Annotated in this window: 22 protein-coding genes and 2 pseudogenes; 8 read left to right on the top strand and 16 right to left on the bottom strand. The window is 58.6% G+C overall.

Annotation, left to right across the window (positions count from 1 at the left end):
- Positions 1 to 240: 240 nt before the first annotated feature.
- The 6 genes from MUN84_RS13405 to MUN84_RS13380 form a co-directional block, all read right to left on the bottom strand.
- Positions 241 to 1,725, bottom strand: coding sequence for a hypothetical protein (locus MUN84_RS13405; protein WP_244694538.1), 1,485 nt, complete (start codon positions 1,723 to 1,725; stop codon positions 241 to 243).
- Positions 1,726 to 1,936: 211 nt separating this feature from the next.
- On the bottom strand, positions 1,937 to 5,404 hold the full coding sequence (locus MUN84_RS13400; protein WP_244694537.1) for a hypothetical protein: 3,468 nt from the start codon (positions 5,402 to 5,404) through the stop codon (positions 1,937 to 1,939).
- Between the two features lie 147 nt (positions 5,405 to 5,551).
- Positions 5,552 to 7,000, bottom strand: coding sequence for a hypothetical protein (locus MUN84_RS13395; protein WP_244694536.1), 1,449 nt, complete (start codon positions 6,998 to 7,000; stop codon positions 5,552 to 5,554).
- A gap of 112 nt (positions 7,001 to 7,112) precedes the next feature.
- Positions 7,113 to 7,505: a hypothetical protein gene (locus tag MUN84_RS13390; RefSeq protein WP_244694535.1), complete on the bottom strand. Its 393-nt coding sequence runs from the start codon at positions 7,503 to 7,505 to the stop codon at positions 7,113 to 7,115.
- Positions 7,506 to 7,682: 177 nt separating this feature from the next.
- On the bottom strand, positions 7,683 to 9,050 hold the full coding sequence (locus MUN84_RS13385) for a hypothetical protein (protein WP_244694534.1): 1,368 nt from the start codon (positions 9,048 to 9,050) through the stop codon (positions 7,683 to 7,685).
- 137 nt (positions 9,051 to 9,187) lie between these two features.
- Positions 9,188 to 10,114 carry a sugar phosphate nucleotidyltransferase gene (locus MUN84_RS13380; RefSeq protein WP_244694533.1) on the bottom strand — a complete coding sequence of 309 codons (927 nt, stop codon included), beginning with the start codon at positions 10,112 to 10,114 and terminating at the stop codon, positions 9,188 to 9,190.
- A gap of 298 nt (positions 10,115 to 10,412) precedes the next feature.
- On the opposite strand from MUN84_RS13380, the gene MUN84_RS13375 reads away from it, so the two are divergent.
- From MUN84_RS13375 to MUN84_RS13365, 3 genes are all read left to right on the top strand, one after another.
- A complete protein-coding gene (locus MUN84_RS13375; RefSeq protein WP_188557895.1) occupies positions 10,413 to 10,991 on the top strand; it encodes a LemA family protein in 579 nt (192 codons plus the stop codon).
- A 108-nt stretch (positions 10,992 to 11,099) separates the two neighbouring features.
- Positions 11,100 to 11,555 carry a TPM domain-containing protein gene (locus tag MUN84_RS13370; protein WP_244694532.1) on the top strand — a complete coding sequence of 152 codons (456 nt, stop codon included), beginning with the start codon at positions 11,100 to 11,102 and terminating at the stop codon, positions 11,553 to 11,555.
- Between the two features lie 29 nt (positions 11,556 to 11,584).
- A complete protein-coding gene (locus MUN84_RS13365; RefSeq protein ID WP_244694531.1) occupies positions 11,585 to 12,388 on the top strand; it encodes a TPM domain-containing protein in 804 nt (267 codons plus the stop codon).
- Between the two features lie 215 nt (positions 12,389 to 12,603).
- Here the strand turns inward: MUN84_RS13365 and MUN84_RS13360 are convergent, their stop codons facing one another.
- A complete protein-coding gene (locus tag MUN84_RS13360) occupies positions 12,604 to 13,200 on the bottom strand; it encodes an exonuclease domain-containing protein (RefSeq protein ID WP_244694530.1) in 597 nt (198 codons plus the stop codon).
- Between the two features lie 177 nt (positions 13,201 to 13,377).
- Positions 13,378 to 14,019: a DUF1684 domain-containing protein gene (locus tag MUN84_RS13355; protein ID WP_244694529.1), complete on the bottom strand. Its 642-nt coding sequence runs from the start codon at positions 14,017 to 14,019 to the stop codon at positions 13,378 to 13,380.
- A 152-nt stretch (positions 14,020 to 14,171) separates the two neighbouring features.
- Between MUN84_RS13355 and polA the strand changes: the two are divergent.
- A pseudogene (polA, locus tag MUN84_RS13350) lies at positions 14,172 to 17,014 on the top strand (DNA polymerase I).
- 75 nt (positions 17,015 to 17,089) lie between these two features.
- On the opposite strand, the gene MUN84_RS13345 reads toward polA, so the two are convergent.
- Positions 17,090 to 17,578: a hypothetical protein gene (locus MUN84_RS13345; protein WP_244694528.1), complete on the bottom strand. Its 489-nt coding sequence runs from the start codon at positions 17,576 to 17,578 to the stop codon at positions 17,090 to 17,092.
- A 228-nt stretch (positions 17,579 to 17,806) separates the two neighbouring features.
- Here MUN84_RS13345 and MUN84_RS13340 point away from each other — a divergent pair, with 228 nt between their 5' ends.
- Positions 17,807 to 18,823, top strand: coding sequence for a YpdA family putative bacillithiol disulfide reductase (locus MUN84_RS13340; protein WP_244694527.1), 1,017 nt, complete (start codon positions 17,807 to 17,809; stop codon positions 18,821 to 18,823).
- A gap of 71 nt (positions 18,824 to 18,894) precedes the next feature.
- Here the strand turns inward: MUN84_RS13340 and MUN84_RS13335 are convergent, their stop codons facing one another.
- The 4 genes from MUN84_RS13335 to MUN84_RS13320 all read right to left on the bottom strand — a co-directional run bounded on the left by MUN84_RS13335 (position 18,895) and on the right by MUN84_RS13320 (position 22,525).
- Complete coding sequence (locus MUN84_RS13335) at positions 18,895 to 20,241, bottom strand: SGNH/GDSL hydrolase family protein (protein WP_244694526.1); 1,347 nt, start codon at positions 20,239 to 20,241, stop codon at positions 18,895 to 18,897.
- A 21-nt stretch (positions 20,242 to 20,262) separates the two neighbouring features.
- Positions 20,263 to 21,510 carry an OmpP1/FadL family transporter gene (locus MUN84_RS13330; protein WP_244694525.1) on the bottom strand — a complete coding sequence of 416 codons (1,248 nt, stop codon included), beginning with the start codon at positions 21,508 to 21,510 and terminating at the stop codon, positions 20,263 to 20,265.
- Positions 21,511 to 21,707: 197 nt separating this feature from the next.
- Positions 21,708 to 22,316 carry a cyanophycinase gene (locus tag MUN84_RS13325; protein ID WP_244694524.1) on the bottom strand — a complete coding sequence of 203 codons (609 nt, stop codon included), beginning with the start codon at positions 22,314 to 22,316 and terminating at the stop codon, positions 21,708 to 21,710.
- A 20-nt stretch (positions 22,317 to 22,336) separates the two neighbouring features.
- Entirely contained in the window at positions 22,337 to 22,525 is a 189-nt protein-coding gene (locus MUN84_RS13320; RefSeq protein WP_244694523.1) for a hypothetical protein, read from the bottom strand.
- A 279-nt stretch (positions 22,526 to 22,804) separates the two neighbouring features.
- Here MUN84_RS13320 and mgtE point away from each other — a divergent pair, with 279 nt between their 5' ends.
- From mgtE to MUN84_RS13310, 3 genes are all read left to right on the top strand, one after another.
- On the top strand, positions 22,805 to 23,914 hold the full coding sequence (gene mgtE / locus MUN84_RS13315) for a magnesium transporter (RefSeq protein ID WP_262920522.1): 1,110 nt from the start codon (positions 22,805 to 22,807) through the stop codon (positions 23,912 to 23,914).
- Positions 23,915 to 24,047: 133 nt separating this feature from the next.
- On the top strand, positions 24,048 to 24,188 hold the full coding sequence (locus tag MUN84_RS23030) for a magnesium transporter (protein WP_262920521.1): 141 nt from the start codon (positions 24,048 to 24,050) through the stop codon (positions 24,186 to 24,188).
- Positions 24,189 to 24,209: 21 nt separating this feature from the next.
- A complete protein-coding gene (locus tag MUN84_RS13310; RefSeq protein WP_244694522.1) occupies positions 24,210 to 24,908 on the top strand; it encodes a hypothetical protein in 699 nt (232 codons plus the stop codon).
- 180 nt (positions 24,909 to 25,088) lie between these two features.
- On the opposite strand, the gene MUN84_RS23870 is transcribed toward MUN84_RS13310, so the two are convergent.
- From MUN84_RS23870 to MUN84_RS13300, 3 genes and pseudogenes are all read right to left on the bottom strand, one after another.
- Positions 25,089 to 25,220 (bottom strand): hypothetical protein, encoded by a 132-nt coding sequence (locus MUN84_RS23870; protein ID WP_317239242.1) that lies wholly within the window; start codon positions 25,218 to 25,220, stop codon positions 25,089 to 25,091.
- Between the two features lie 197 nt (positions 25,221 to 25,417).
- Positions 25,418 to 25,495 (bottom strand): annotated as a pseudogene (locus MUN84_RS23865) (aminoacyl-tRNA hydrolase); the annotation flags it as partial.
- 55 nt (positions 25,496 to 25,550) lie between these two features.
- Complete coding sequence (locus MUN84_RS13300; protein WP_244694521.1) at positions 25,551 to 25,832, bottom strand: hypothetical protein; 282 nt, start codon at positions 25,830 to 25,832, stop codon at positions 25,551 to 25,553.
- Positions 25,833 to 25,976: the final 144 nt, after the last annotated feature.

The raw sequence follows: 25,976 nt of genomic DNA, 5'->3' as shown, positions 1-25,976 counted from the left end.
CGACAACACACTGCCGGCCGCCGGATTCTTCATCGAATCCGGCGGCCGGCAGTGTTTTAAGGGCTGCGCATAGTACACAGGCACTTAACAATGAACTGGTCTGCAAGGGAAACAGCCGAAGCGGCCCGGCGCAGTTCCTTAAGCGGTAGAGCGGACAGCATGCGTCAGCCGTTGCTTACCTATACAATAAAGAGAAATGCGGCTACGACACCTAACGCAGTGTGCCGTAGCCTGCATGATTTACTCGAATCGAATAGCCGCCTTCTGCTCAATCTGCCAGGTGCCGGCCACTTTGCGCAGCACACCCTCTTCTTCCGTTATGATGCGGGTAACCGGGCCAGTAGGCTGCTGATACTTACAGGCTTCGCGCAAGGAGTACTGCGCACTCTGAATGGCGTAGGCGTGCACCGCCGAGTTAGAAGTTACGCTGAAGGTAGCCAGCTCGGGCCACTGCGGATCCAGATGAATCTCGTAGATGCTGTCGTGCTGGGGCTCGTCGCTGAAGTCATACTCGCTAAAAGCACCGTTGACGGGCACCTTGACGTAGCGCGTTTGGGGTAGGGCAGCCGCCGGAACCGGGGGCGCGGGCAGCTGCACCGGCGGAACCAAGCTGTCAAATTCATCCTGCGGAGAGGCGGAGGGCGGCCCGGCAGGTGTCAGGGGCGGTACCGCCGATAATTCCGTGGGCTGGGCCGGAGCGGAGTACACGGCCGCCACTTGCGCAGCAACTGGCGCCGCAGGCTGTGGTAGCGGCGCTGGCGCCGGAGCAGGTGCGCTGGTGTTGTCTGGCTGGGAAGGCGTTGCCACGGCAGCAGCTGTGGCAACGGCGGGCGCTTGTCCTCGTAGCTTTTTCATTTCCTCCTCCACGCGCTGCTGCACTAGCTTCTCCACTTCGCGCAGTTGGGCTGGTGTCAGCCGGTCGGCGGCTGGTGTCCCAGCAGATCGGGCTCCACTACCTGCCGGGGCACTTTGCAGGGCCAGTATCTCGTCGCGGCGCTTGTCGATGCGGGCGCTAAGCTCCTTTTGAAACGCCCCGATGTTTTTGCGCATCAAGGCGTAAAGCACCAAGCTGAGCAGCGAAAGGATGAGTGCCAAGGGCCCGAAAAGCTTATTCATAAGGCTCTCCCCTGCTCCACTGCTTGTTTGAGCCACGGGAGTAGCTACGCCAGCTTCCGCTAAGCCAGCATCACCGGGCGTAGCGGCGGCGGTGGTTTCGTCGGTGGTGGCAGTGGTATCAACTGTTTCGGCAGCAGCGGCTTCGGAGGGAGCCAGCTCACCGATGGGCGTACCGTTCTGCACGTAGCCGTTCAGCGCCGTTTCTAGGGTCGCCACGTTCTGCATGCGGGCTGGGCTGGCCCGGCGAGCCGGCGACGACTTCAGCCGGTTAATGATTTCCGTGGTTAGCTTCTGCAGACGGGACGAGTTGGAGCCCAGGCCCTTGTACATGGTCCCGCGCGCCTCCAAGGGCTGATACAGCGCCGAGTACACCCGCTGGCTGTCGGCCTTGATGCTATTCTCAAACTCTTTTAAAGAGCCCCCACAACGCAGACTACCCTTGAGGTTGGGCCGGCCAGTATCCTCGTACACGAACTTGGCCGTAGCGCACCAAATCTGCACCTTCTGCTCATCCAGCGTAGGCTGACCGAGAGGCGTTTGAGCGTGGCTGCCCGCCGCCAGAAGCAGTAGGCCGGTAAGCAAAGAAGCAGCGCGACGGGAAAGGGTCATAGGGTGTTGGGTAGGTCTGGAAAAGTTAGAGCTAAAGCTAGTTCCTCTCCTTAGAAAGGAGGAGTTGGGGGTGGTTGATGAGGGTAGAACAGTTTTTAGAGTTAGCTCTAGTGCTCGTTCAACACTTCGGTCAACCACCCCTAGTCCCTCCTTTCCAAGAAGGGAACTAGCTCCTAGCTTTAGCTATTAGCTATAAAATGGTTGTTCAGCACTACGCTTGTAACTCGCGGCTCAGGTTGTACAGGGCCTGTTTCAGCGGCAGGAAGAACAGGGTTTCCGGCAGGGTTTCGTCAGAGGAAAGCTGGCGCTGGAACTGGTGCAGGCCTAGGCTTAAGCTGTCCTCAATTTCGCGCTGCAGAATGTCCTTTACGCGCTGACGGTCTACGTCCACGCCTACTTCGCGCAGGTAGGGCGCTACTTCATCGCCTTCGAGCACGAGCGTCAAATACTGCCGCACGTTTTCCAACACTTGGTCCTTCAAGGCAGCATCTACCTGCGGGAGCTTGAGGCGCTGCTGGTTTAGCTCGGTGCCTTCCACGGTGCCGCTGTACTTCACGGGTTTGATGCTGTCGTAGTCCGAAGTGTTGCTTTTCTCCTCGAATAGCACGCCGCCATTGGTAGTAGCCTCTTTGGGGTTATCGGCCAGGATGACGCGGAAGTTATGGGGCGGCTCGGTGCCGGTTACGGCGTGGAAGATGGCTTTGGTAATCTTCTCAATAGAGACCAAAGAACTGCCACCAGCCAATAGGCGCAGGTAGAGGCTGCCTTTGCCGGAGAAGCAGAGGTAGCGCGGCGTTTTCAGACCGAGGTGCTTGGTCAACTGCGCCGTGTGGTAAATGATACTGGTGTAGTGCAGGTAGAACAGCACCCGCAACTGCCGGCCTTTACCGAGGCCCAGGGCCTGGGTAAAGCGTAGCGCGTCATCGTACTTGAATAGCAAGCTGGTCACGTCAGCAGAACCAAAATCAGTATTGCTAAGGGCAGCACGCAGGTAGCCTTTATACTCCTGATTTTGCTCGGAATCGGGCAGACTTTCCACATGGCCGACGCCCAGGCGAAGCAGGCCGTTTTGCTTGGGCGCACCCTGCACGCGGGCATAACCGTCGCCCCATAGGTCGTCGCCGGCGAAGCGGAACGAGGTGCTGTAGGCGGGTTTCTGGTCGGCGAAGAGTAGCAAGTCGGTGGTGCCGCCGCCGATGTCGATGTTCACCACGTTTTCGTCGCGGTTGGGCACTACCTGGTTGGTGGCGGTGAGGTAGTAGTACGGGGCCACCGATTCGGTGAGGCAGATGGTGGGGCGGCGGGCCTTGAACACCTGCTGGAACGACTCGTCCCAGACTTGCTGGAACTGGTTGCGCAGGAACCCATCAAAGCTCAGCGGCGCAAACCACACCACGCGGGTATCTTCCAGAATGCCACCATGCAAAGCCGCCTTATGGCGCAGCAACAGCAGAATTTCCTTGAAGAAGGCCTCAATGCGCGACACGCCCTGCGGGTCCAGCTCCGCCGACCATTTCAGGTTGGTAATGAAGCGGTTCTGGGGTAGCTCCGAGGCGTTTTCGGTGTTGATGCTAAAACCGATGTTGATGTTGCTGAGCACCTTGGCGGGCTCATTGGCAAATGACGTGGTTTCGCAAACCGCCGTCCGAATCGGAAATTCATACACCGAGCCGCCTTCACCCACGAAGGAGGGCACAAACTCGCGGTTTTGCAGGGTAGCAATGTAGGTCCAGATTTGGCCGGCCCCGGTGCGGTAGCGCTGGGCCGCTGAGAGGCCCGCATCGGCTACCGGCGCGTGCAGCCACTCCACTTGCACATCAGCCTCGCCAATAGTGAGCGGGCGGGGGTGCGCGGTGGGCGAATCGGCGTAGGCAATGTGGGTGTTGGTGGTGCCGAAGTCTACCGCGAAAGTGAAGCGGCGGGTACCACGGTCTAGCTCGCGCCAACGCGGTACGAACAGGCCGCGGGCCGGCTCCGCGCCGATAGTAGCGGGCGGGCAGGTCAGCTCGACGAGGTCGAAGTGGGTGCCGGTCACCTCGTAGTAGGTGCTGCCGGCGGTGGCCATGCTCTTCTGGGTACGCTCGTAGCGCGTGGCGCGGCGAGCGGCACCCTGCTCCGTGATTCGCTCCCCGTTCACGAAGAACTGCAGGTCGTAGCGGCGGCTGAGCATGGTGGGTGAGTTGTCGGCATCCACCAGCATTACCTTGTAGAGGTCGTTGTACTCGGGCTGGTAGCGCACTTTGTAGAAGGGGAACACGCCCACGCCCACGGTGGCTTTCACAATGCGACCCTTCTCCAGAATCTCGCGGCCCTGGGCATCCTTCGGGTTCTGCGGATTGGTGTAGTAGCTGCGCTCGAAGGTGATAAAGCGCCCCGCCTGCACCGGTACCCGCAGTTGCACGCGCACGTGGCTGAGGTCGATGGTGAAGGTGAGCAATTCGGCCAGCTCGTTCTCCGTGAAGTACTCGAAGAAGGCTTGCTTCAGCGGGAGCAGGTAGGGGAAACGGGCCCTGCCCTGCCCGTCGGCGCCGTACTGGAAGGTGACTTTGCCAGTGTGGAAACGCTGGGTGTTCAGCTCGTAGGGCAGTTCTACCAGCGAGTCTTCCAGCAAGTCGCCTACGGTGAGGTAGGGGTATTTGAAGCCTTTGCCGGGCAGCACGCGGTTTTCCAGGGCCACTTCATCATGGTAAGGCACTGGCGTGCGGTCGTCCCAGGGCTGACCGTTGAGGTAGTTCGCGCCGGGCATCGTGAGGTTCGGACGCAGCACCAAGGGGCGCGGCCGCCCGCCCACAGCTTCCCGGGTAGGCTGAATGAACAGGTCGGAACTGGTCACAGCCGATTGGTCGGCGCGGCCGGGTAGCGGCACCCCTTTCACGCTAACCAAGTTGCCGTGCACGTCTACCAGCGCGGGGTAGCGGCTGGCGAACTGCTGCGCGCTCCGGTCGCCCTGCATCTGGAGCTGGTTGATTTTGCTCCGGTCGAGGCCCGCGTACACGCTGCCGGCAAACTCGCGGCGCTGCAGCTGCGGGTAGGCCAGGAATAGCTCATACACGAACTCCCGGAATTGCGGATCCCGGTCTTCGAGCAGCACGGTTTGCTTGTCGAAGTAGTGGCCGCGGGCCTGGGGGCGCTCCAGGTCCAGGGGCTGCACCTCAGGGCCGGTGAACAGGATGGTCAGCGGCGAGGTACCGCCCAGCAGGCGCGTGCCACCCGCCAATTCCGGCGACTCATAGTACACCAGGTACATGTCGGTGAAGTCACGGAACCGTTCGTCCTGCATGTAGAGCTGCAGGGTTTCGCCCAGCAGGCGCGTACCTTCACTCTGTCGCATCCGCCGGATTTCTGCCTCGGCGTTCCAGCGGCGTAGCGTGATTTTGCGGCCTGCTTGGGTGTAGAGGTGGTAGTTGTAGAGCAGTTCCAGCAGGTCCCAGAAATGGGTCGTCAGCTCGTGGTACACCGAGCCCGGGTTGCGCTGCCCTTCGCGGGCCAGGAAATCGAAGGCCGTTTCAAACAGGTGCATCCGCGCAAAGGGCGTCGGAATGCTCACGGCCAAGTTGCGCGACTTGCCCCCGGCCGGGTCCGTAACGGTGTTGATTTCGGTGCTCGTTACCGGCGCCGTTTTCTGCCAGCCCTGAACTTGCTGGGAGCCATTATTATGTAAGCGAAGGACTTTGGCCATATCGGGACCCCACCCCCGGCCCCCGGCCCGGTGGGGAGGGGGTGCCAGACGACTATGGGAGGTTGTACGGGGCGTTTTACTGCTAGAAACTACAACTAGAAAACTAAGACTAGAGCCCCTCCCCACCGGGGAGGGGTTGGGGTGGGGTCACACCACCTTCACCTTCTCCTCAAACGCCTTATCAGTCACCTCATAGAACAGTTCCAGCATCTTGCGGAAGCTGTCGGGTTCTTGGATGGACTTCTCAGTTTTGTTGAGGTTGTCGAGGAGGTAGTTGTGGCTGAGGCCTTTGTTGAAGAAGTCGTTCCACTTCTTTTCGACGGGCTTACCCAGAATCATGGCGTTGAAGTCGTCGGTCTGCAGGTCGAAGGGACGGAAGGAACGGCGGTTTTGGGCCAGTTCTACTAGCCACTGGTCGGCGCCCAGGTCTTGGCCGTGCAGAAAGGTGTTCAACTCCCGGAAGATGGGCTCGTTGCGCATGGCGTAGTCCAGCTTCAGGTTGTCGGCGTAGGGCGCTTTGTCGGTGGGCAGGTGTTGCTTGTGGTAACGCGTGAAGTACAAGAACTGCGTGAGCTGCTTGGCAATGATTTCGCGCGACTCATCGGGCAGGTGGCTAAACTGAATTTCTGGCGCGTCGGCCTGCAAGCCGTACTCGTGGAAGTGCGGGCCGCCGGTGCGCAACTCCGTGGGCGAGTAGCGCATGAAGTCCACGATGCTCAGGGCCGCCAGCAGCTCAATTACGTGCGCCTTGTTTTTCTGCTGGGTACCGCCGGGCTGGTTTTCGTAGGGCGTATCAGGGGTGTCGGCGAGGTAGTACAGCGCGTCGAGGCCCTGGAGGTTGTGCTCGTAGTAGCTGAGCGCCGCCTTGGTTTTCGTCAGGAAGTTGTTGGAGTCGATGACGGCGTTGTCTTCGCTCTGGAGGGCAAAGTAGGGCATCACCGTTACGGCGCCGGTGGGGGCGTCGCGCAGGTAGCGGGCGTTGCTGAGGCGGGTGTTCGTGTCCTTCAGGTTCTTGAGCATGAGCGGGAAGCCCGCCGCGCCCGTACCGCCGAAGATGCTCGACACAAAGAACACCCGGTCGCCGTCCTGGAAGTTATCCGCGAAGAACCGCATTTCGGGGCTTTCCACCAGCTTGTTCAGCACAATACTGCCTACGTTCGGGGAGCCGCGGAAGCCAATGGTCAGGGGGCTTTCCAGGTTGTCCTGGGTGAAGAGCAAATCCACCAGGCCCTTGGAGTCCACCGACAGGCCGTCGTAACTCAGGTACTGCCGGAAGCTCTGGTTGATGCCGCCGAAATCGAAGATGAACGTATCCTTTACCGAGCCGTTTACATCCTGCGAAATGCCGCTCAGGGTGCTGATATCGGTTTTAAAGAAGCCTTCTTCCCGCGGACCGAGGCGCTTGTAAATCTGCTGGTAGCTCTGCAGCAACTGCACCGTGCGGTTCATGTCGCCGTTGTGGGCGTCGGGGTCGATGATGATGGGCACTACCCGGTCGCAGTTGGGCAGATCGACGCCCGCGGCCAACAGCATGGTAAGCGAGCGAATCACGCGGGAACCCGTGCCGCCAATACCGAATAAAAAGAGTTTAGCCATGTTGGGAAGGAGGAGCTGAGAACTGAAAGCTGAGAGCTGAGAGTCTTTCGGACATTTAGACTGATATCCTATACGATTCTAAGCTCTAGGCTCTCTATTCTCACTTCTAAATTTAAAAAGGTGTCGTGCTGGCATTAGTAGAACCCTTCCGTAAAATCAAGGAGAAAAGGAAAAACCAGATCAGGCCGAGAATGGCGTTCCAGGTAGCCAGCCAGTAGATGTAGCTATGGTCCGTAACCTGTTGGGCGTGGGCCTGGCTAATAGCAATTCCGAAAGCAATCAGGGCATTAAGCACCAGGAAAATAGCCCAGTGCCGACCCTTATTAAAAGTAGCCACCCCCATCATCCGGTTGATGACATAGTAGAAGATAACCACTAGGGCCAGCGAAATACCAATGTTCAGCAGGCCGATGTTGGGGAATACGACGTCGCGGTACACGGGGGTATCGGCGGGTGGCTGGGGGGCACCGATAAGTTCGTAGATGGAGCGGAACAGTGCTTTCATGGAAGGGAGAAGGGCCAACTAGCCGTTGGCAGTTCGTTGAACGATAGGGACGGAACGAAATTGTAAGCACAGCCGCAGCTCAGATACTACGGCATTCAGATTCGTTAATGAACGAAAACCATTCCAATTGCGCTGCTGTGGGCGGGCTGCGCCGGATGGTTGAAAGCTCCTGTGGCGTTATTCGCCTGGCTGTAAGGTCAATGGCAACTCAAAAATTGACTTTTTTTCCGCGCCGCTTCGCGCTTCTAGTCCATCGAGTAGGGAACTTAGCGCAAAGGTTCTGGGCGCGGGCGTTGCATCGTTCTTGGTAGTCCACTGGGCTACCCAGGTGGGGCGCTGGTCCTGGAGCTTGAGCACCAGCGGGCGGGCAGCTTTGGGCGGGGTAGTCAGGCGCACCTTGGCAAAGTGGGTGAACTTGCTTTCTGGGCCGCTGCTGGCCTTGGTTTGGCTGGTGGCCGCCGTCACATCTAGTAGCTTGGCGTCGGTATCCACACCTTGTAGCTTCAGGTTTTGCTTGAGGTAGGCCAAGTCGCGGTACTGGCCGGGCAGGGTCGTCAAGTCCATTCCGACCACAAACTCCACGGGCTGCTGAGCCGAGGCTTCGCTTACGGCTACTACCCGGTAGCTCTCGGCGTTACGCTTACTGGCGCCCGCGTCGCCGTAGTACCAGCTGCCTTTGTTCTGAAACTTGCTGAGCAAGGAGTAGTTCGGCTGGGGGTAGGTAACCCCGAAATGTGCCTGTTTGCTGGGCTGTTGCTCCAGCAAAGACTGGTCAAACTTCCGGACCGCATCGGCGGGACCTACCACCCAGATGTAGTAGGGAATTTCCGTGTCGCAGCAGTTGGTTTTCTTGCCCGAAGCTACCAGCGCCGGGTAGTAGGTACCGCGAAAATCCGACGTGTAGCCGTACACCGACACCGCCATTTCGGGGCGGCTGCCACTACGGGTTAACGCGTCGGTAATGTCGGTTTTGATGTAAGGTATGGCGCCGGCGTTTTTCGGCGAATAAATAAAGTCCGAAATCAGGACGCTCACGCTACCGGGCTGGTAGTAGTTGCTCATCAGCGTATCCAGCACCGAGGGAATATCAGTGCTCTTGGCAGGCTGTTGAATACCGCTACGCACGGTGGTCGATATGCCCTGATAGGAATCTTTATAGGGGCGCTCCTTGATGCGGTAGAACGTTTTCTGTCGGGCCGCCGAGGTGCGGTTTACTTCTGAGAGAAACTGCGCTACGTGCTGCTGAAACTTGGTATTCTCGCCGCTGGCCCCAGTTTTAGGCATAAACCCTTCCATGGAGCCTGATACTTCCAGAAACACATTCACGGCCTGCAAAGGCTGCGCAGTAGCCGCAGCGGCTACCGCCGGCTCTGGGGTCCTGACTGGCACGGCCCCGGGCACTTCCGTTGGGGCTACGTCCGTGGGAGCTTCCTTCGCGGCCCCTTCTTCCGTCTTTATATCGGAGCGGGAGTAGCAGCCGGGCAGTAGTAGTAAGACAAGCCCAAGGGCAGGCAACAGGCGGGAAAAGGAAGTCAGGTGGCGCATCGGGCTAAAGTAACGACAATCTGCCCGTGCCGGATACATGGTGAAGTGGCGAAGTGCTGATTTTGCTGTTTTGACGACGCCAAACTGCGCCACTTGCGCCGTCAGCACGTCAACTCACTGGTTCACCATCTCACCGCTTAGCTATAGTCAATTTCGGTGTTGTCGCCGATGTTGAGGCTGTGACGGGTGCCTTTAAACAGGGCGTCGGAGCCTACAATACAGTCGTGCATAACGGCAGAGCGCAACTCCGAATAAGAGCCAATGATGGACTCGCTCAGAATCGTGTTCTTGACAATGGTTCGGTCGCCGATGGCCACGTTGGGGCCGATAATGGAGCCACTGATCTGACAGTCTTTGCCGATGCTAACGGGCGGGATGATGATGGTATCGGGAAACTCGGGGTAGTCGCGGCGCTTCAGGAACTCGGTGCGGTTAAGCAGGCGGGCATTGGCTTCAAGCAGACTGTCCTTACGGCCGCAGTCAAACCAGTTATCTACGGAGGTAGTCACCATTTCGGCCCCGTCCTGAATCATGAGCATTAGGGCATCCGTGAGTTGGAACTCGCCGTGGGTACGCTGGTCCTGATCAATGATGCGCTCCAGGGCCGAGGCCAGCCAGTCGGGGTTGGCAATCTTGTACAGGCCAACTAGGGCGTAGTTCGACTTTGGAATGCGGGGCTTCTCTACCACTTTCGTGACGCGGCCGCTGGCCCCAGTTTCCACCAAGCCAAACAAGGAGGGCGTCTTTACTTCTTTCACGGCCAGCACGTTGCCTGGCGTCCGCATCATCTCGGGCAGGTCAATGTCGACAATGGTATCGCCGAGCAAAATAAGAATGCCATCCGCCTCGTAGCGAAACTGGTCGCGGGCCAGCCACAGGGCATGGGCAATGCCTTCGCGCGGCTCCTGCACTACAAAGGACGTGCGCAACTGCGGATACTGGCGGCGCACGTAGCTTTCCACTTTCTCACCAAGGTAGCCGATGATAAAAACGAACTCCTGCACGCCAGCCTCCACCAGCCGGTCGATGATGTGGCCCAGAATGGTATTGCCCGCTACTGGCACCAGCGTTTTGGGCTGGGTGTGCGTGTGGGGCGTAAACGAGAGCCAATACCGGCTACGGGAATAACTGCTTTCATGCGAGAGAGAAATCGGGAAGCACCGAAGCGCAAAATACGGAATGAACCCGGAGCAGCACCTATCACAACCGCACTGGCTTGAATTCGTACTTTGCTGCGATGAAAAGGTGAAGCGCGGAAAGGCGAAATAGGTTTCGGAAATACCTGTAATACTCCCGCCCTGCTTTTCCCCTGGCCTCTTTCACACCCTTACTCCCTTATTTTTTCACCTCTCCCAACCAATCATGAAACGCTTTCTGCTCTATTTTGCTGGCCTCGTACTGCTGCTCTCGCAGTCCTCGTGCGGCTATAACTCCATGGTATCCAAGGATCAGGCCGTGAAAGCCCAGTGGGCCAACGTGCAAAGCGCCTACCAGCGCCGCTCTGACCTGATTCCGAACTTGGTGAATACCGTGAAAGGCGCCGCCAACTTTGAAAAGTCGACTTTGACCGATGTAGTGAATGCCCGCGCCAAGGCATCGAGCGTGCAACTGAATGCCGATCAGCTGACGCCCGAAAATATTCAGCGCTTCCAGGAAGCTCAGAGCCAGCTGAGCAGCGGGCTGGGCCGCCTGCTGGCCGTGTCGGAAAACTACCCCGAGCTGAAAGCCAACGCCAACTTCCAGGAGTTGCAAGCCCAGATTGAGGGCACGGAAAACCGCATCAACGTGGAGCGCAACAAGTTCAACACGGTCACCAACGATTACAACGGCTACGTGAAGAGCTTCCCGAATAACCTGTTTGCCGGCATGTTCGGCTTCAAGGAGAAGCCTTACTTCGAGGCCGATGCTGCCTCGCAGAAAGCACCTACCGTTCAGTTTTAATTAGAGGTTGGGGTCTTAGGGCTTTGCAGGCTTGGGTACTGTTCTGGCCGAATTACGCCGGACGAAACCAATCCCCAAGGCTTTAAGATCCCAAGACCCTATCATCTCATGACCAATCCTCTCACCCCCGAGCAGGAAGCCGCCCTGGTAGCTGCCATCCGGCAGGCGGAGCTGCGCACCTCCGGCGAAATCCGGGTGCACCTGGAAGATACCTGCCCTACCCCCGAACCCCTCGACCGAGCCGCGCAGGTATTTGCTGAATTGGGCATGCACCGCACGGCTCAGCGCAACGGGGTGCTGTTTTACCTGGCCTGGCACAGCCGGCAATTCGCCATTATCGGCGACGCGGGCATCAACGCAGCCGTACCCGACGATTTCTGGGAAATGGCCAAGGAAAACGTATTACAACACTTCCGAACCGAGAAATACGTGGCGGGCCTGGAACAGGGTATCCAGCTGGTAGGAGAACAACTCCGCCGCTACTTCCCCTATAATGCCGCCACCGACCAAAACGAACTCGACGACTCCATCTCGTTTGGCGGCACTCCGCCCCCGCGCGCATGAGGTCGATGCTACCTTCTTTTTACTACCCCATGCCTACGCTCCGCCTCTGGCTGCTTAGCCTGCTACTGGCGCTGACCCACCTCACTGGCCTGGCGCAAAATGTTCCGCCTCGCCCTTCCCCGCCCCGCCTGGTCAATGATTTGGCGGGCATGATGCGCCCGGAGGAAGTGCAGCGCCTGGAGCAAAAACTGGTAGCCTACAACGACTCCACCTCGTCGCAGATTGCCGTTGTGACAGTGCCTACCCTCGGCGACTACGACATCTTTGATTACGCCCAGCAGCTTTACCAAACCTGGGGCATCGGGCAGAAAAGCAATAATAACGGCATCCTAGTGCTGATAGCTCAGCAGGAGCACAAGGCCCGCATTCATACCGGCTACGGGCTGGAAGGAGCCATTCCGGATGCGCTGGCCAAGCGCATCATCTCCAACACCATTGTGCCGGCCTTCAAGGAAGAGCAGTACTACGCGGGCCTAGACCGGGCCACGGACCAGCTCATTGCCCTGGCCAAAGGCGAATACAAAGCCGACCAAACCACCCAGCCCCGCCCGCGTCGCTCAGATGATTCCAGCGGCTCGGGAATTGGCTTTTGGGTGATTATTGCCGTGCTCATTCTGTTTATCCTGTTCCGTAACCGCGGTGGCGGCAGTGGTGGCCGGCGGAGCGGCGGCTTCGGTGGAGCCATGATACCGCCCATCATCTTCGGCGACTTCAGCGGTGGCCGCGGCGTGTTTGGTGGCGGTGGCGGCTTTGGTGGCGGTGGTGGAGGCGGCGGTTTTGGCGGCTTCGGCGGAGGTAGCTCCGGCGGCGGCGGCGCCTCCGGCGACTGGTAAGCGGTGAACTAGCGAATGAGCGCATGAGTGAAGTGTCAGGGCAAGCCACGAGAAGCCATCCTTCCTCTTTTTATGACAAGTCTATTAATGCTGACAAGCCCTTACTTCCAGAGCGGAGGTAAGGGCTTGTCACATTTAGAAGGGTAGCACGCTGGTCAGTAAAGAGTGGCTTCGGGGCCATTGCCAGAACAGTGCTTTACTCAATAACTCATTTGCTAGTTCACCTCCTTATATATCGGCAGTTCATAGAAAGGGCGCAGCAGCTGCACTACGTCCAGGGCGTCGGCTAAGGCTTCGTGGGCCACGGTATCGTCTTCGAAGCCGGCGCGGGCCTTGCAGATTTGCATGGTGGGCAGGCGGGTGTCTTTGCGCCAGTTGAGGTAGAAGGCCGCCGGATCGAGCATGGCTGGCTCAGCCCGCACCAGGGTACCGTAGCCGGGCAGCTCGCGCAGAAAACCCAGGTCGAAGGAGGCAATGTTCTTGCCGGCCATAGTCACGGTGACGCAGTTCTGTTTGTCGGGCTTGAAACCATGGGCCAGCAGAAATTCGCGCAGCTGGGGGAGCAGCTCCTCGGGGGTGCACAGCTCGGGGTTGGGCTCCTTTTTGGCCAACTCCTGGAGCAAACGGGCGTTCAGGGCCAGGGCGCCGGCCGTGCCTACGTACTCGGGGTGGCGCACTACCCGCCGGAAAGCCGGCAGCTCCGCCAGGGGTAGCAGCTTCTTGGTGTCTTCCACCACGGCGGCCAGCTCCAGCACTTGGTGGCGCTGGGGCTTGCCGCCGGAGGTTTCCAGGTCGAGGGAGAGGTAGCGCATAGGTTGAGGTGTACGGAACCCAGCGGGGGGCGTTGAACCACGATCTGCCCCAGGTACACCAGGGACTAGGCTAGCCGCAACTTCGTAGCACTGCAGAGCATTCCAGTTACCGACCTAGCACCAACTCCACCATCGGCGTGCAGTAGCCGTTACGGCAATAGGCCAAGCGTCAACCAGTTAATGGTCGCTCATTACACCCGCCTGAACGGCTATCCGCAGCCGGTTTTCGGCGGGTGGTACAGGACAGGAGTACTGCCCACCGTACGCGCAGTAGGGGTTATAAGCTTGGTTGAAGTCCAGCACTAGCTTTTCTCGCTGAATCTGGCCCCGCCGCAGGTCCAGGTAACGGCCACCGCCGTAGCTGCCATGCCCGTTGGTGCGGTCGGTGAAGGGCACGAACAGGTAGTCGCGGTACTCGGGGTTGCGCTGCAGGTCCAGGCTTTGGTACACCACCAGCTGCTGCGGTTTGCCCTCGAAAGAGAAGTACAGCACACCGTACTTACGATACTGGGGCCGGCGGGCAGTGCTGGTCACCATCTGAAAAGGTGCCCCCAACGAATCCGCCTCAAACCGGGCTTCTACGCAGGCCGCGTAGTTGACCGGGTAGAAAGGCAGCCCCGTGAAACTCTTCTGGGCTTCCGCCGATAAAGGAGACTCCGCCGGATTCCGATACTCGGCGTTCAGCTTCTGCTGAAAAGTTGCCACCTGCTGGCTGTGCTCCGCCGCAGACGGCCGCCCGGCCGGGGTAGTCGATTGGGCTGCGCCCGTAGCAGCGCCCAAAGCCAGCGGAAGAGCCAGCAGCCAATGGTATGTGTTCACGCCCGAAAGGTAACGCAGATTTGCCAGCCAGCAGGGCCCCTACCTGAACATGACGCGCCCCAGCCCGTTTACATACTTCGCCCTGCCTACCGCTTGTATCTTCGCCCCACTATGACCGACGCCGCTTCTGCCCCCAGCCCCACAAGCTCTTCCTGCTCGATGCTTTTGCCCTGATTTACCGCGCCCACTTTGCCTTTAGCAAGAACCCGCGGGTGAACTCCAAGGGCCTGAACACGGGCGCCATTCTGGGTTTTACTAACACCCTGGTGGAAGTGCTTCAGAAGGAAAAGCCCACGCACATTGGGGTGGCTTTCGACGCCCAGAAGAAAACCTTCCGCCACGAGCAGTTTGCTGATTATAAGGCCCAGCGCCAGGCCATGCCCGAAGATATTGGCTTGGCCATCCCCTACATCAAGCGCATCATTCAGGCTTTTAACATCCCCATTCTGATGGTGGACGGCTTCGAGGCCGACGACGTAATTGGCACCCTGGCCCAGCGCGCCGAGCAGCAGGGCTTTGGGGAAGTGTTTATGATGACGCCCGATAAGGATTACTGCCAGCTGGTCACGGACTGCATCAAGATTTACCGGCCTGCTTTCATGGGCAACGCCGCCGAGGTGCTGGACGTGCAGCACGTGCTAGAGCGCTTCGAGATTGAGCGCGTGGAGCAGGTAATCGACATTCTGGGCTTGCAGGGCGACGCCTCTGACAACATTCCGGGCATTCCGGGCATTGGGGAGAAAACGGCCAAAAAGCTAGTGCAGGAATTTGGCTCGGTGGAAAACCTGATTGCCAATGTGGACAAGCTCAAGGGCAAGCAACAGGAAAACGTGCGCACCTTCGCTGAGCAAGGATTGCTGAGCAAGGAACTGGCGACCATTCACCTGAACGTACCCATTGAATTCCACGAAGAAAACCTGCGCCTGGAGCAGCCCAACACCAACCAGCTGCGGCAACTGTTCGAGGAGTTGGAGTTTCGGCAGCTGGCTGCCCGCGTGCTTGATGGCGGCAGCGCCGCCGGTACCAGCGCCGCCCCTACCCCCCGCGGGGCTCGCCGACCCAAAGTAGCTGAGGGCCAGGGCAGCTTGTTCGGCTCCTCCGCCGACGCGGCCGTGGGCATAGCCGCCGAAGAAGGCACTACCGGCGCGTTCGGGGCACCCGCGGGCCCTCGCCTGACCTTGCAGGACGTGCCTCACCAATACCACTTAATCGATACGCCCGAGCTGCGCCAGAGCCTGCTGAAGTTTCTGCTCCAGCAAACCGAAGTCAGCTTTGATACCGAAACTACTGGCCTCGACACCATGACGGCCCGGCTAGTGGGGCTGTCCTTCTGCTGGCTGCCCGGCGAGGCCTATTACGTGCCCGTACCCCACGACGACGCGGCCGCCGCCCAGGCCCTGATTGATGAGTTTCGGCCGTTTTTCGACGCCGAACAGATTGTAAAAGTGGGGCAGAACATCAAGTACGACCTTACGATTCTGCGGCACTACGGCGTGCGCATGCGCGGCCGACTGTTCGATACCATGCTGGCCCACTACCTGCTGGAGCCCGACATGCGCCACAACATGGATGTGCTGGCCGAAACGTACCTGCATTATACCCCCGTGAGCATTCTGGAGCTGATCGGCCCGAAAGGAAAAAACCAGAAAACCATGGCCGACCTACCCCCGCCGAGGTGTCGGACTATGCCTGCGAGGATGCTGACGTAACCCTGCAGCTCAAGCACGTATTCGAGCCTCTGCTCAAGGAGGTAGGCCTGCTGGATTTGCTAAATGAGGTAGAAAACCCGCTGGTGCCTGTGCTGGCTGACATTGAGTACGAGGGCGTGAAAATTGACTCCTCAGCCATGGGTGAGTACTCCGCCGAGCTGCAGGGCTACATTCAAGACATCGAAAAGCAGATTTTCTCGGAGGCCGGGCAGGAGTTCAACATTGGCTCACCGAAGCAGCTGGGTGAGGTATTGTTTGATAAAATGGGTCTGGGCGGCGGCAAAATCAAGAAAACCAAAACCGGCCAGTACGCCACCGGCGAGGAAATCCTGAGCCAGCTGGCCGCCGACGCCCCCGTTGCTGGCCTGATACTGGAGCACCGCCAGCTCACCAAGCTGCGCTCTACCTACGTGGAGGCCTTACCCCAACTAGTCTGCGAGGCTGATGGCCGGGTACACACCTCCTTCAACCAAGCCGTGACGGCCACCGGTCGCCTCAGCTCTACCAACCCCAACCTCCAGAACATTCCCATCCGGACGGAAAAGGGCCGGGAAATTCGCAAGGCCTTCGTGCCCCGTGACGAGCAGCACGTGTTGCTGGCCGCCGACTATTCCCAGGTGGAGCTACGCATCATGGCCGACTTTTCGGGCGACAAAACGATGATTGAAGCCTTCCGCCAGGGCCTCGACATTCATACCAGCACGGCTAGCAAGGTATTCCACGTGCCCCTAGACCAAGTGGATGGCGAGATGCGGCGCAAGGCAAAAACCGTCAATTTTGGCATTATCTACGGCATTTCGGCTTTCGGGCTGGCCCAGCGTATTGGCATCTCGCGCAAAGAAGCCACCGAAATCATCGACACCTACTTCCAAGAGTTTTCCTCGGTGAAGCAGTTCATGGACGACAGCATCAATAAGGCGCGGGAGCTGGAGTACGCCACTACCCTGCTGGGCCGCCGCCGCTACCTGCGCGACATTAATTCCCGCAACGCTACCCTACGCGGCTACACCGAGCGCAACGCCATCAACGCCCCCATCCAAGGTACCGCCGCCGACATCATCAAGAAGGCGATGATTAACATCCACGAGTGGCTGGTGCAGGAAAAGCTCGGCACCAAGATGATTCTGCAGGTGCACGACGAATTGGTGTTCGATGCCGTACAGGAAGAGGTAGAATTCATCACGCCTAAGATCAAGGAGCTGATGTCCAATGCCTTACTCCTACCCCACGGTGTGCCTCTGGAAGTAGAGGTAGGTTCTGGTCGCAACTGGCTGCAAGCCCATTAAACGGACGAGTATCAACACCAAAGAGCCCCGCTTCTAGTTAGAAACGGGGCTCTTTGGTGTTGATAACTAGCCGAATTACTGCGCCGTGAAAGTCTGGCGAGTAACGATAGTTGGCGTACTGCTGGCATCTGTCATTTTCACTACCAGCTTGGTATCCGTCAGTTCCTCAATGTCTCCTTTCTGCGTGCTCGACAGCAAACCCGTGCCAAAGAAACCGGCCTGGTATGCTACCTTTTTGTCGCCCTCATACAGGGCCCAAACACCCGTGGTGCTGGCGGGGTCAGATGAGCTGTAACGGGTAGCTCCCTCTTCTGAGATAAAAACGTTGTTGGCCTGAAACTTATAAATGTTGTCCTTCTCGTACGATTCGTAGTCATCGTAGGTGTTAACGGGGGCGGCGGTGCCAGTAGCTTCGGTTTCCGCCGTGAGCTTCCAGCTTTTAGCCATCAGCAACTCACTGGCCGACTTGCTCGGTGACGGATTGTTCTCCTTGTCGTCACTGCTGCAGCTCGTGAAAAAAGTGCTGGTAGCCAACGACAAGGCTAAAAGGGTAATACGTTTCATGGATAACAGTAAAATGGAATTGAAATACGTGATGTAGCGCAAAGATATAGTTTATCTATAGTATATCTACTGTATGATTTACCTATAGCCTACACCACCTGGGTAGCAGGAGGCCACCCGCGGCTATAAAGCGCTGACCCTCATGTAGGCTCCCACACCGGCCTTGAAATGAAAATTTTCTAGCAGAATGCGTAAAACTGAAAGCGACCTTTCGTGGTACTACATACCATGTCTGAAATTATTGCTTTTGATGTTGTGGTGATTGGGGCCGGGCCCGTGGGGCTGGCCTGCGCCATTGAGGTCCAGCGGCGTGGGCTCACGGCCTGTGTGTTGGACAAGGGCGCGCTGGTGAATTCCATCATTGGCTACCCCACTAATATGGAGTTTTTCTCAACTCCGGAGCTATTAGAAATTGGGGGGCATCCTTTTCCAACCAGCCATTACAAACCCCTACGCGAGGATGGCCTGGACTACTACCGCCGGGTAGCTTTCACCGAAAACCTGCACTTGCGTCTCTATGAACGAGTTACGGGCCTAGAGGGTGAGCCAGGTAGCTACCAGGTAGTAACGGAGAAGGGCCGCATCAACTGCCGCTACGTTATTGTGGCTACGGGCTTCTATGATGTACCCAACTACCTACACGTGCCCGGCGAAGACCTACCCCACGTAACGCATTACTACAAGGAGCCCTATGCCCACACGGACCAGGACGTAGTAATCATTGGAGCCAAGAACTCCTCGGCCAAGGCAGCCTTGCAGCTACTCCGGGCCGGCGCCCGCCCGGTAATGGTAGTGCGCGGCGAGGCCATCAGCGAGTCGGTGAAATACTGGATTCGGCCGGACCTGCTCAACCGTATCAAGGAAGGACGCATCAAAGTGTATTTCAATTCCAGTGTGCAGCGCATTACGCCCGAAACCGTGGAAATCCAGACGCCCGCGGGGCCTCAGTCGCTGCCCGCCTCCTACGTGTACGCCCTCACCGGCTACCATCCTGACTTCCGCTTCCTGGCGGCCTTGGGTATTACCTGCCAGCCCGACGCCGCCCAAACCCCTACCCACGACGCCGATACGCTGGAAACCAACCTCCCCGGCGTGTATTTAGCCGGCACCGTATGCGGAGGCCTAAATACCAGTCGCTGGTTTATTGAGAATGGCCGCTACCACGCCCAGGTTATTGCCGCGCGCCTAGCCGGCGAGGCTGCGCCCGAGCTGCCGGAAGTGTTGCAACCGGTGCAGCTTTCCTGACCCGAAACGACCAGACGCAAAAAAGCCCTTCCCGAACCAGGGAAGGGCTTTTTTATGGTCTATTCTAAAAATTACTGCGGGAAACGGACGCCGCGGTAGTCGTTAGGGTTTACCGTGGGCACGCTGGCGTTATACTTCGAGTTGATAGCCCGAATCATTTCGTTGGCAATTACCGCGTAACCGCGGGGCGTAGGATGCACACCATCCAGTGAGAACAGGTTGCCCGAAATAAAGGCCGCCGTGTTCGTTACCCCGTTGGTGGTAATACCCGAAGTGGCTACCCGTGCGAAGAATGCATTGGAGTCAAAGATGGCCAGGTTCTTCTCGTTGGCTTTTGTTACAATAGCGTTGTTAAAGGCTGTAGTTGCCGTACGCACGGCCGTTTGCTCGGTAGCGTCTAGCACAAACTGGTTAGGAACCGGATTCGACTGCCCAACGCCAGTGCCTACTCCAGCACCTACCGGGAACGGACTGCCAGTAGTGGTGGTCCCGATAACGGCCGAGGAAGGCAGCGTCAGCAAATCAGCATCCGTAGCGAGGCGCACTACCTGTGCCCCAGCCGTACCGGTGGTCTGGATGTACACATCCAAAGCAGAGTTAGCCGCCTTGAAGCGGGCCCGGATATCAGCTACGCGCACCGTAGTAAAGAACGGAATATTTGTTACGTCTGGCAGGGTAGCAACCACACCTTTAGCGCCGTTAGCCGTCAGCACGTTGATGATGCGGTTGTTCTTGAGCGTGAACGAATCGGTGCGGGTGATGATGCCGCCTACGCCGCCCGTGGTGGCATAGCCCAGCACGTCGTTATTGCCCAACCAGCTGGAGAAGAACGTGGCCGTAGCCGCCTCTGCCTTTACCCGCTGGAAGTAGGTTTGGTTGCTACCGTCTGGCGTGATACGCTCAAAGAATGGGTTAAACGTAGCAGCATTCAACGGGGTCGTTTGCACGTTGCCGTACCCAGCCGTGTGAATGTCGGCGAGGCGAATTCCGGGTACGCCCAAGTTGTTAATGGGAGTAGTAACCTTGGTGTAAGGCGCGGAGCCAGGCGTGAGCCGGCCCGCGTTGCCGGGTACGCTGGCCGTAATGGGCGTGCCAGCAGCCGTGAAGCCAGTCAGGCGCAGGTAACCCGAGCCGTTACTTTGTGCTTCCGTAAACAGGGGCTGCACAAACTCGCCCCCGCCCGCCGTGCGAAATTGCTGGGCCAGCAGGTTAGGGTAGGAATTCAGCTGGCCCTCTAGGTAGAGACCATTGTCGCCGTAGCCGGCAGTCAGTGAGTTGCCGACAGCAATGTAGCGAGAGAAGTCAGCGGAGCCTTTGTTGGGCTTGAAGTCGTCTTCCAGATCAGGCTGGCAAGCGGTGATGCCCAGCCCGAGTAGCGCCGCCAGGGGCGTGAACTTGCGAAACAGAAACGTATTCATGGATCAGGGAGCGAGTCGCGGTTAGAAAGCGTAATTCAGGCCGATGCCCGGAATAACGATGTTAGTTTTATAGGTTCCGGCAATCCGGTCCGTGGTGCCATTATTGAGCAGTTCCGTCTGAGTTACCGTCCGCTTCATGATACCCACGTACTGAGCCGACAGATCAACCCCAAACTTGCCGAAGGTGTACGAAGCACCCAGGGTACCGCTGAGTCGGTCGTTGTCAGGAGTTTCGGGCGTTACGTACCCGTCCCGCACCGGCGTTTGATCGTAGGCGCCGCCAGCCCGAACCGTCAGGCCTTCCGTCAGCTTGTACTGCCCGCCCAGGCGGAACGTGAGGGCGTCTTCGTAGAAGCGTTTCGATTCGCTGGAAGTAGAGCCGTTAATTTGCTGGTCGAAGTCGAAGCGTAGCACGCGGTATTTGCTCCACTGAGCCAGGCTGGCGTCGAAACCAATCGTAAGCTTTTCGTTCGGCATAATGCCCAGGCCAATGCTGGTGGTAGCAATCAGGGGCAGCGTGGCGTTGAACTTAGTGGCCTGGAAGCGCGAGCTGAACGAGGCAGGGATGCCCGAGAAGGTTACGTCCCCATCTTTCACTACGGCATCAATTTTTGAGCGGTAGTTGATGCCCAAGGACAGCTTATCGGAAGGCTTGAAGAAGATACCAGCGTTAAAGCCAAACTTCGTATCGGCTTTGCCATCCAGCTCAATATGCCCGTAGGAGTCCGGCAGTGCAATGTCGCGTTGCAGATTTACGGCTCCGTAAGCCAGCACTACTAGACCTGCGCCCACGCTAAGCTGATCCGTAATGGCGTAGCTGATGGTGGGCTGCACGAATACGGATTTCAGGTCGATGTCAGTTAGCGAGGTACGACCTTCCCATCCATCGGCGTACTGCAACTTGCTTCCGAAGGGCGTGTACACGGCAATACCCGCCCGGAATTTACCCTCGGCCGGCCCGAACCCCGCGTAGAAATTCAGGGGAGTAGTGTAGCTGTTGCGCAGCTCCCGCTGCTGGTTGCCACCTTCCGCCACGAAAGCGTTGCGGGCCAGGGTCAGGTTTACGCCTACTTGCACGCCACGGTCCTTTACCATGGCCAGCGCACCGGGGTTGTAGAACATAGCAGCCTGATCCAGCGACAAGCCCACGCCTACGCCGCCCATACCATTGTTCTTCTGACCAGCCAAGGTTACCTGGTAGCCACCCGCCGAAGCCGCCGTACCCGAAAGTAGCGCTCCTCCCGCGAGGAGTAGAGATTTTAGATTCATACGAAGAGATGAGTGAGAATTTGGGGGTTTATGGCCTAAATGTAGCGAGAAAAACGAAGTTTAGTCGGCACGCCGACTAAGTTTAAACCTGTCTTTTTACCCCTGTGGCTACTTTTTTACCGGCGGCGCCCCTCAACCCAGACTTGACCTGGCTGTTGCTCACTAGTTTTTAGAGAAGCCGGGCAGTAAGTAATTACTCACGCTTTGCCTGCTACCACGGTCCGCGAAGCCATGTCCAGCTGCTGCCCCGCTACCAACAGGTGCACCCGGAAGTTCTGCCCGCTTACGGGCTCACCCCGCCGCGCACGGCTCAGGTTGCTTCCTTGCAGGTCATGACCATCAATTACCGTTACAACTCCATCCCCGAAAACCTCGGCGTAGCGTCCGCCCCGAATGATAACGCCGGTTTCTTCGGCCAAGCCCACGCCCAAGCACGTGGGATGAGTTAGCAGGGCGTGCGCCAGCCGACCGAAACGCCCCCGCTCCACAAAGTGCTGATCAATCAGGAGTTCAGCAACCAAGCCTAAGCCGGCACTGGTTTGGGTGCCGCCCTTGCGCAGAGCCCGCCAGCCGTAGCCTTGCACCACCATGTACTCGGGCATAACGGCCGCGCCGGCACTGGTGCCGGCAATAATAAAGGTTGCCTCCTGCTGGTACCGCTCGCGCAACACGCTTAAAAACTCCGTTTCCTGCAAAAAATCAGTGATGCGCTCCTGGTCGCCGCCGGTAAAGAAGATGAGGCCGGCCCGCCGCAGCCGGCGCAACGTATCGGGGGAGTCGGCGGGGTGCTGCTCACTGATGCGCAAGTGGCGGGCGCCGGTGCAGCCTAATTCGCGCAGTGCCCGCTCGTAGGCCCGCCCGAGCGGGTATCGTCGCGGGAAGCCGCCGTGATAATTTCAACCGGAGCGCCTACTTCCGGCAGTAGGTCGCGGAGCAGGGTCAGCATGGCATCGTCGTCGCCGCCGCCGAGAGCAACCAGCGTACCGAGGGGCGAAGCAGTGGAGAGGTGAGCCATAGAAAAAACGGAAGAGTGGGCTAAAAGTAGGTTGGAGCCCGAAGGGAGGAACTGCCTAACGCAAGGCAAGGTTACGGTTGGGCTTGGCAGATCTGGCTTTCCTGGGCCAGGCGCACGGGCCAGCCGACCTTGGATGCGCTGCGTACACGGCGGCAACCGCCCGCAGAAATATCCCCGCCCGACTACCAAGCGGGCCCGGAAAAGGCTACTTTTGCGCGCCGGTTCGGCCCTGTTCACCAATTCCCTTCTGCCTAGCGAAAAACACCCCTCTTGCAGTTCATGAATCAGCACCCGACTACCGACCACATCACGTCCCTGATTCAGGAGGGCGAGTTTTTCAAACTCAAAGAAGTACTCAAGCGGTTTGAGCCCCATGAGGTAGTAGAGCTGCTGGAGCAGGAAGAAGAACGTGAGCAACTGATTATTTTCCGGCTGCTACCGCTGAGCTTGGCCACGGAGGTATTTGAGTATCTCGACCTCGACATTCAGAAGCACTTCCTGGCCAACCTCTCCCAGGATAAGATAGCCGACATTCTGAACGAAATGTCGCCCGACGACCGGACGGCCCTGCTGGAGTTTCTGCCCGATGAGTTGGTGCGGGAGCTGATCCAGACCCTCTCGGAGCCGGAGCGCCGCGTGACGCTGGAGTTGCTGGGCTACCCCGAATACTCCGTGGGCCGCCTGATGACGCCCGACTACATTGCCATTCGGGAAAGCTGGACGGTGCAGCAGGTGCTGGACTACATCCGGCGCCACGGCGGGCAGTCGGAGACACTGAGCGTGCTCTACGTAACCGACGAGCGGGGCGTGCTCATCGACGACATCCGTATTCGGGAGTTTCTGTTGTCGCCGCCCGAGCGGCGCGTAACCGAGCTGATGGACCACCGCTTCGTGAAGCTCAACACGATGCAGGACCAGGAGGAGGCCATCGACGTATTCCGTAAAAACGACCGGGTGGCCCTACCCGTGGTCAACGACGAAGGCGTGCTGTTCGGCATCGTAACGATTGACGACATCCTGGATATCCGGGAAGAAGAGGATACTGAGGACATCCAGAAGCTGGGCGGCTCGGAGGCCCTGGATGAGCCCTACTTGGCTACCTCCATCTGGAGCATGGTAAAAAAGCGGGCCGGCTGGCTGGTCATTCTGCTCATCGGCGAAATGCTGACTACTTCGGCCATGCACCACTTCGAAGATGATTTGCAGAAAGCGGCCGTGCTCGGGCTGTTTATTCCCTTGATTATTTCGGCGGGCGGCAACGCCGGCTCCCAGGCTACTTCCCTAATTATCCGGGCCATGAGCCTGGGCGAGTTTACTCTCTCGGACTGGTGGCTGGTGCTACGGCGCGAAATTATATCGGGCTTGCTGCTGGGTGGTATTCTGGGGTAGTCGGATCCTTGCGCATCGTGCTGTGGGCTACCACCATCGACCCCGGCTACTTCGGGCCGTATTGGCAGTTAATTGCCGTCACGGTGGGCTTCTCCCTGCTGGGCATTGTGCTGTGGGGGGCGCTTTCGGGGCTATGCTGCCCATGCTGCTCAAGCGCCTGGGCCTGGACCCGGCCACGGCGTCGGCCCCGTTTGTGGCGACACTGGTTGACGTTACGGGCCTGATCATCTATTTTTCAGTGGCCACATTCGTGCTGAGCGGCACGCTGCTGTAAACCGGCGTTTAGCTTGTTCCTATGCGTTTCTCTCTGCTCTGGGTACTCGTTGGAAGCTGGTTGCTAAGTGGGTGCGCGGCCGTGGGCAAGCTCCCTACTTTGGAGCCCGGCGACTACCAGTTCTTTCGTACCAACGACCCCACCTTGGCCGCCACGGTGGGCAAGGACCGCGCCTTTCACGTGGAGCAGCACCAGGACTCGCTCACGTTTCTGTCGCAGCCCGAGCAGGACGGTGCCCCGCGTCGCTTCAGCTACGCCCTGCGCCGGGGCCAGCATGTCATCCTGCTCGACCGAAAGTTCGACCTCGACGTTTTTACAATTCCCTTCAAGGCCCGGCCGCCCCAAGGGCCGGTGCCGGTGCAGCTCAACACCAACTTCAATGCGGCGCTCTACTTTGGCCGGCGGCTTGATTTCTACCACGTAAATAGCCGCCAGCTGCTGGCTGGCCGGCAGGAGCCGCAAATTCGGACGGTGGGCCTGGGCTACGGCCTGTTCACGGGCCTGGGCTCCACCATCATCAACCCCGACGTTACCAACCAGCAAGCCCAGATAGCTGAATACGAAGGCTTTGTGGTGCACGTCGGAGCCGCCGCCATCTACGATGCGCGCATTTTCAACCTGGGCTTGGCCATCGGCGCCGACCAACTACTGGGCCCGATGGCCGCCACTGGATTTATCAGCGCAAGCCCTGGTTTGGGGTGCTGTTCGGGTTGGATTTGAACTGAGAAATAATTTGAGCTACCTATTCGGCAGCTTTCCAGCAGTCTACCCAAGCAAGAAGCACGGCCAGCAGCACCGGCCCAAGCCAGAGGCGGAGGTAACTCCAAATTCCTCGTCGCTGTTTGACGCGCAGAATACTCGGAATGACAATTACCTGCTTTCGTGGTTTTTGAATATAGTTTAAAAATCAACCCGGCCGCGGTTGGCCTTTTTGTCGCCGTGCTTTTTCTTGGACTCTAGGCGCTGACGCACGGCTCCTTTGCTGGGTTTGGTGGCTTTGCGGGCTTTGGGCTTGTGCAGGGCTTTTTGCAAGGTTTCGTAGAACTTGCGCAGGGCAATTTCTTTGTTGCGCAGCTGGCTCCGGTCTTCCTGAGCGGCAATGAGCAGCTCCCCTCGGTCGTGAGTTTGGAGGCCAGCTTTTGCAGCAGCGTCTGCTTTTGCTCCTCAGTAAGTAACTCGGAATCGGCCAGGCGGAAGCGCAGTTCTACCCGGGACTCTACTTTGTTCACGTTCTGGCCGCCTGGGCCGCTGCTGCGGCTGGTTTGAAATTGGAGTTCGGGCAGGAAAGCGTCGGGGGGAGGAAGCATATAGTACTAGTGATATATACAGAAAAGCGGGCAGAAACGAGAAGCAGAACCCGCCTTACCCAACTTTATCGGCCGCAAAATGCAGCATTTTCCAGAGCAGCCAGCCCAGCACGCCTGCCCGAACAGTCCAGGCCAGGGTGCGAGGCCAGTTGGTGCGCACTAGCCCGTCGATGGCCACGTAGTCATAGCCCTGGGCCAGGCGGTTATGAAACGGCACGCTGATAAAGAACGTGGCCACCCAGGCCAGCACCACCAGTACCAACTGCCACCAGCGGGCCGCCCCCAGGTCGTGGCCCTGCCAGGCCAAGGCCAGCGCCAGTAGCAGTTCCAGCACCATCGGGCCATGACTACCCAGCTAATGCGGCGGGAGTGTTGCTGATGAAAAGCCGGGAATGTTTCCTGGTTGGCCTGCGCAAAGCAGGGGTAGTGGGCCAGCTGTACCGTCCAGATGACGCCCGTGAGGTAGGTGGCCAGCAGGAAA

Source organism: Hymenobacter sp. 5516J-16 (assembly GCF_022919335.1).
GTDB lineage: Bacteria > Bacteroidota > Bacteroidia > Cytophagales > Hymenobacteraceae > Hymenobacter > Hymenobacter sublimis.
Note: the sequence above shows the minus strand (reverse complement) of the source record. Positions and strands in the feature narration are given on the sequence as shown.

Bases quoted from the DNA above. Each gene is read 5' to 3' on its own strand.
- MUN84_RS13405 (WP_244694538.1), bottom strand. From the start codon at position 1,725: ATGACCCTTTCCCGTCGCGCTGCTTCTTTGCTTACCGGCCTACTGCTT.
- MUN84_RS13400 (WP_244694537.1), bottom strand. From the start codon at position 5,404: ATGGCCAAAGTCCTTCGCTTACATAATAATGGCTCCCAGCAAGTTCAG.
- MUN84_RS13395 (WP_244694536.1), bottom strand. From the start codon at position 7,000: ATGGCTAAACTCTTTTTATTCGGTATTGGCGGCACGGGTTCCCGCGTG.
- MUN84_RS13390 (WP_244694535.1), bottom strand. From the start codon at position 7,505: ATGAAAGCACTGTTCCGCTCCATCTACGAACTTATCGGTGCCCCCCAG.
- MUN84_RS13385 (WP_244694534.1), bottom strand. From the start codon at position 9,050: ATGCGCCACCTGACTTCCTTTTCCCGCCTGTTGCCTGCCCTTGGGCTT.
- MUN84_RS13375 (WP_188557895.1), top strand. From the start codon at position 10,413: ATGAAACGCTTTCTGCTCTATTTTGCTGGCCTCGTACTGCTGCTCTCG.
- MUN84_RS13370 (WP_244694532.1), top strand. From the start codon at position 11,100: ATGACCAATCCTCTCACCCCCGAGCAGGAAGCCGCCCTGGTAGCTGCC.
- MUN84_RS13365 (WP_244694531.1), top strand. From the start codon at position 11,585: ATGCCTACGCTCCGCCTCTGGCTGCTTAGCCTGCTACTGGCGCTGACC.
- MUN84_RS13360 (WP_244694530.1), bottom strand. From the start codon at position 13,200: ATGCGCTACCTCTCCCTCGACCTGGAAACCTCCGGCGGCAAGCCCCAG.
- MUN84_RS13345 (WP_244694528.1), bottom strand. From the start codon at position 17,578: ATGAAACGTATTACCCTTTTAGCCTTGTCGTTGGCTACCAGCACTTTT.
- MUN84_RS13340 (WP_244694527.1), top strand. From the start codon at position 17,807: ATGTCTGAAATTATTGCTTTTGATGTTGTGGTGATTGGGGCCGGGCCC.
- MUN84_RS13335 (WP_244694526.1), bottom strand. From the start codon at position 20,241: ATGAATACGTTTCTGTTTCGCAAGTTCACGCCCCTGGCGGCGCTACTC.
- MUN84_RS13330 (WP_244694525.1), bottom strand. From the start codon at position 21,510: ATGAATCTAAAATCTCTACTCCTCGCGGGAGGAGCGCTACTTTCGGGT.
- MUN84_RS13320 (WP_244694523.1), bottom strand. From the start codon at position 22,525: ATGGCTCACCTCTCCACTGCTTCGCCCCTCGGTACGCTGGTTGCTCTC.
- mgtE (WP_262920522.1), top strand. From the start codon at position 22,805: ATGAATCAGCACCCGACTACCGACCACATCACGTCCCTGATTCAGGAG.
- MUN84_RS23030 (WP_262920521.1), top strand. From the start codon at position 24,048: ATGCTGCCCATGCTGCTCAAGCGCCTGGGCCTGGACCCGGCCACGGCG.
- MUN84_RS13310 (WP_244694522.1), top strand. From the start codon at position 24,210: ATGCGTTTCTCTCTGCTCTGGGTACTCGTTGGAAGCTGGTTGCTAAGT.
- MUN84_RS13300 (WP_244694521.1), bottom strand. From the start codon at position 25,832: ATGGTGCTGGAACTGCTACTGGCGCTGGCCTTGGCCTGGCAGGGCCAC.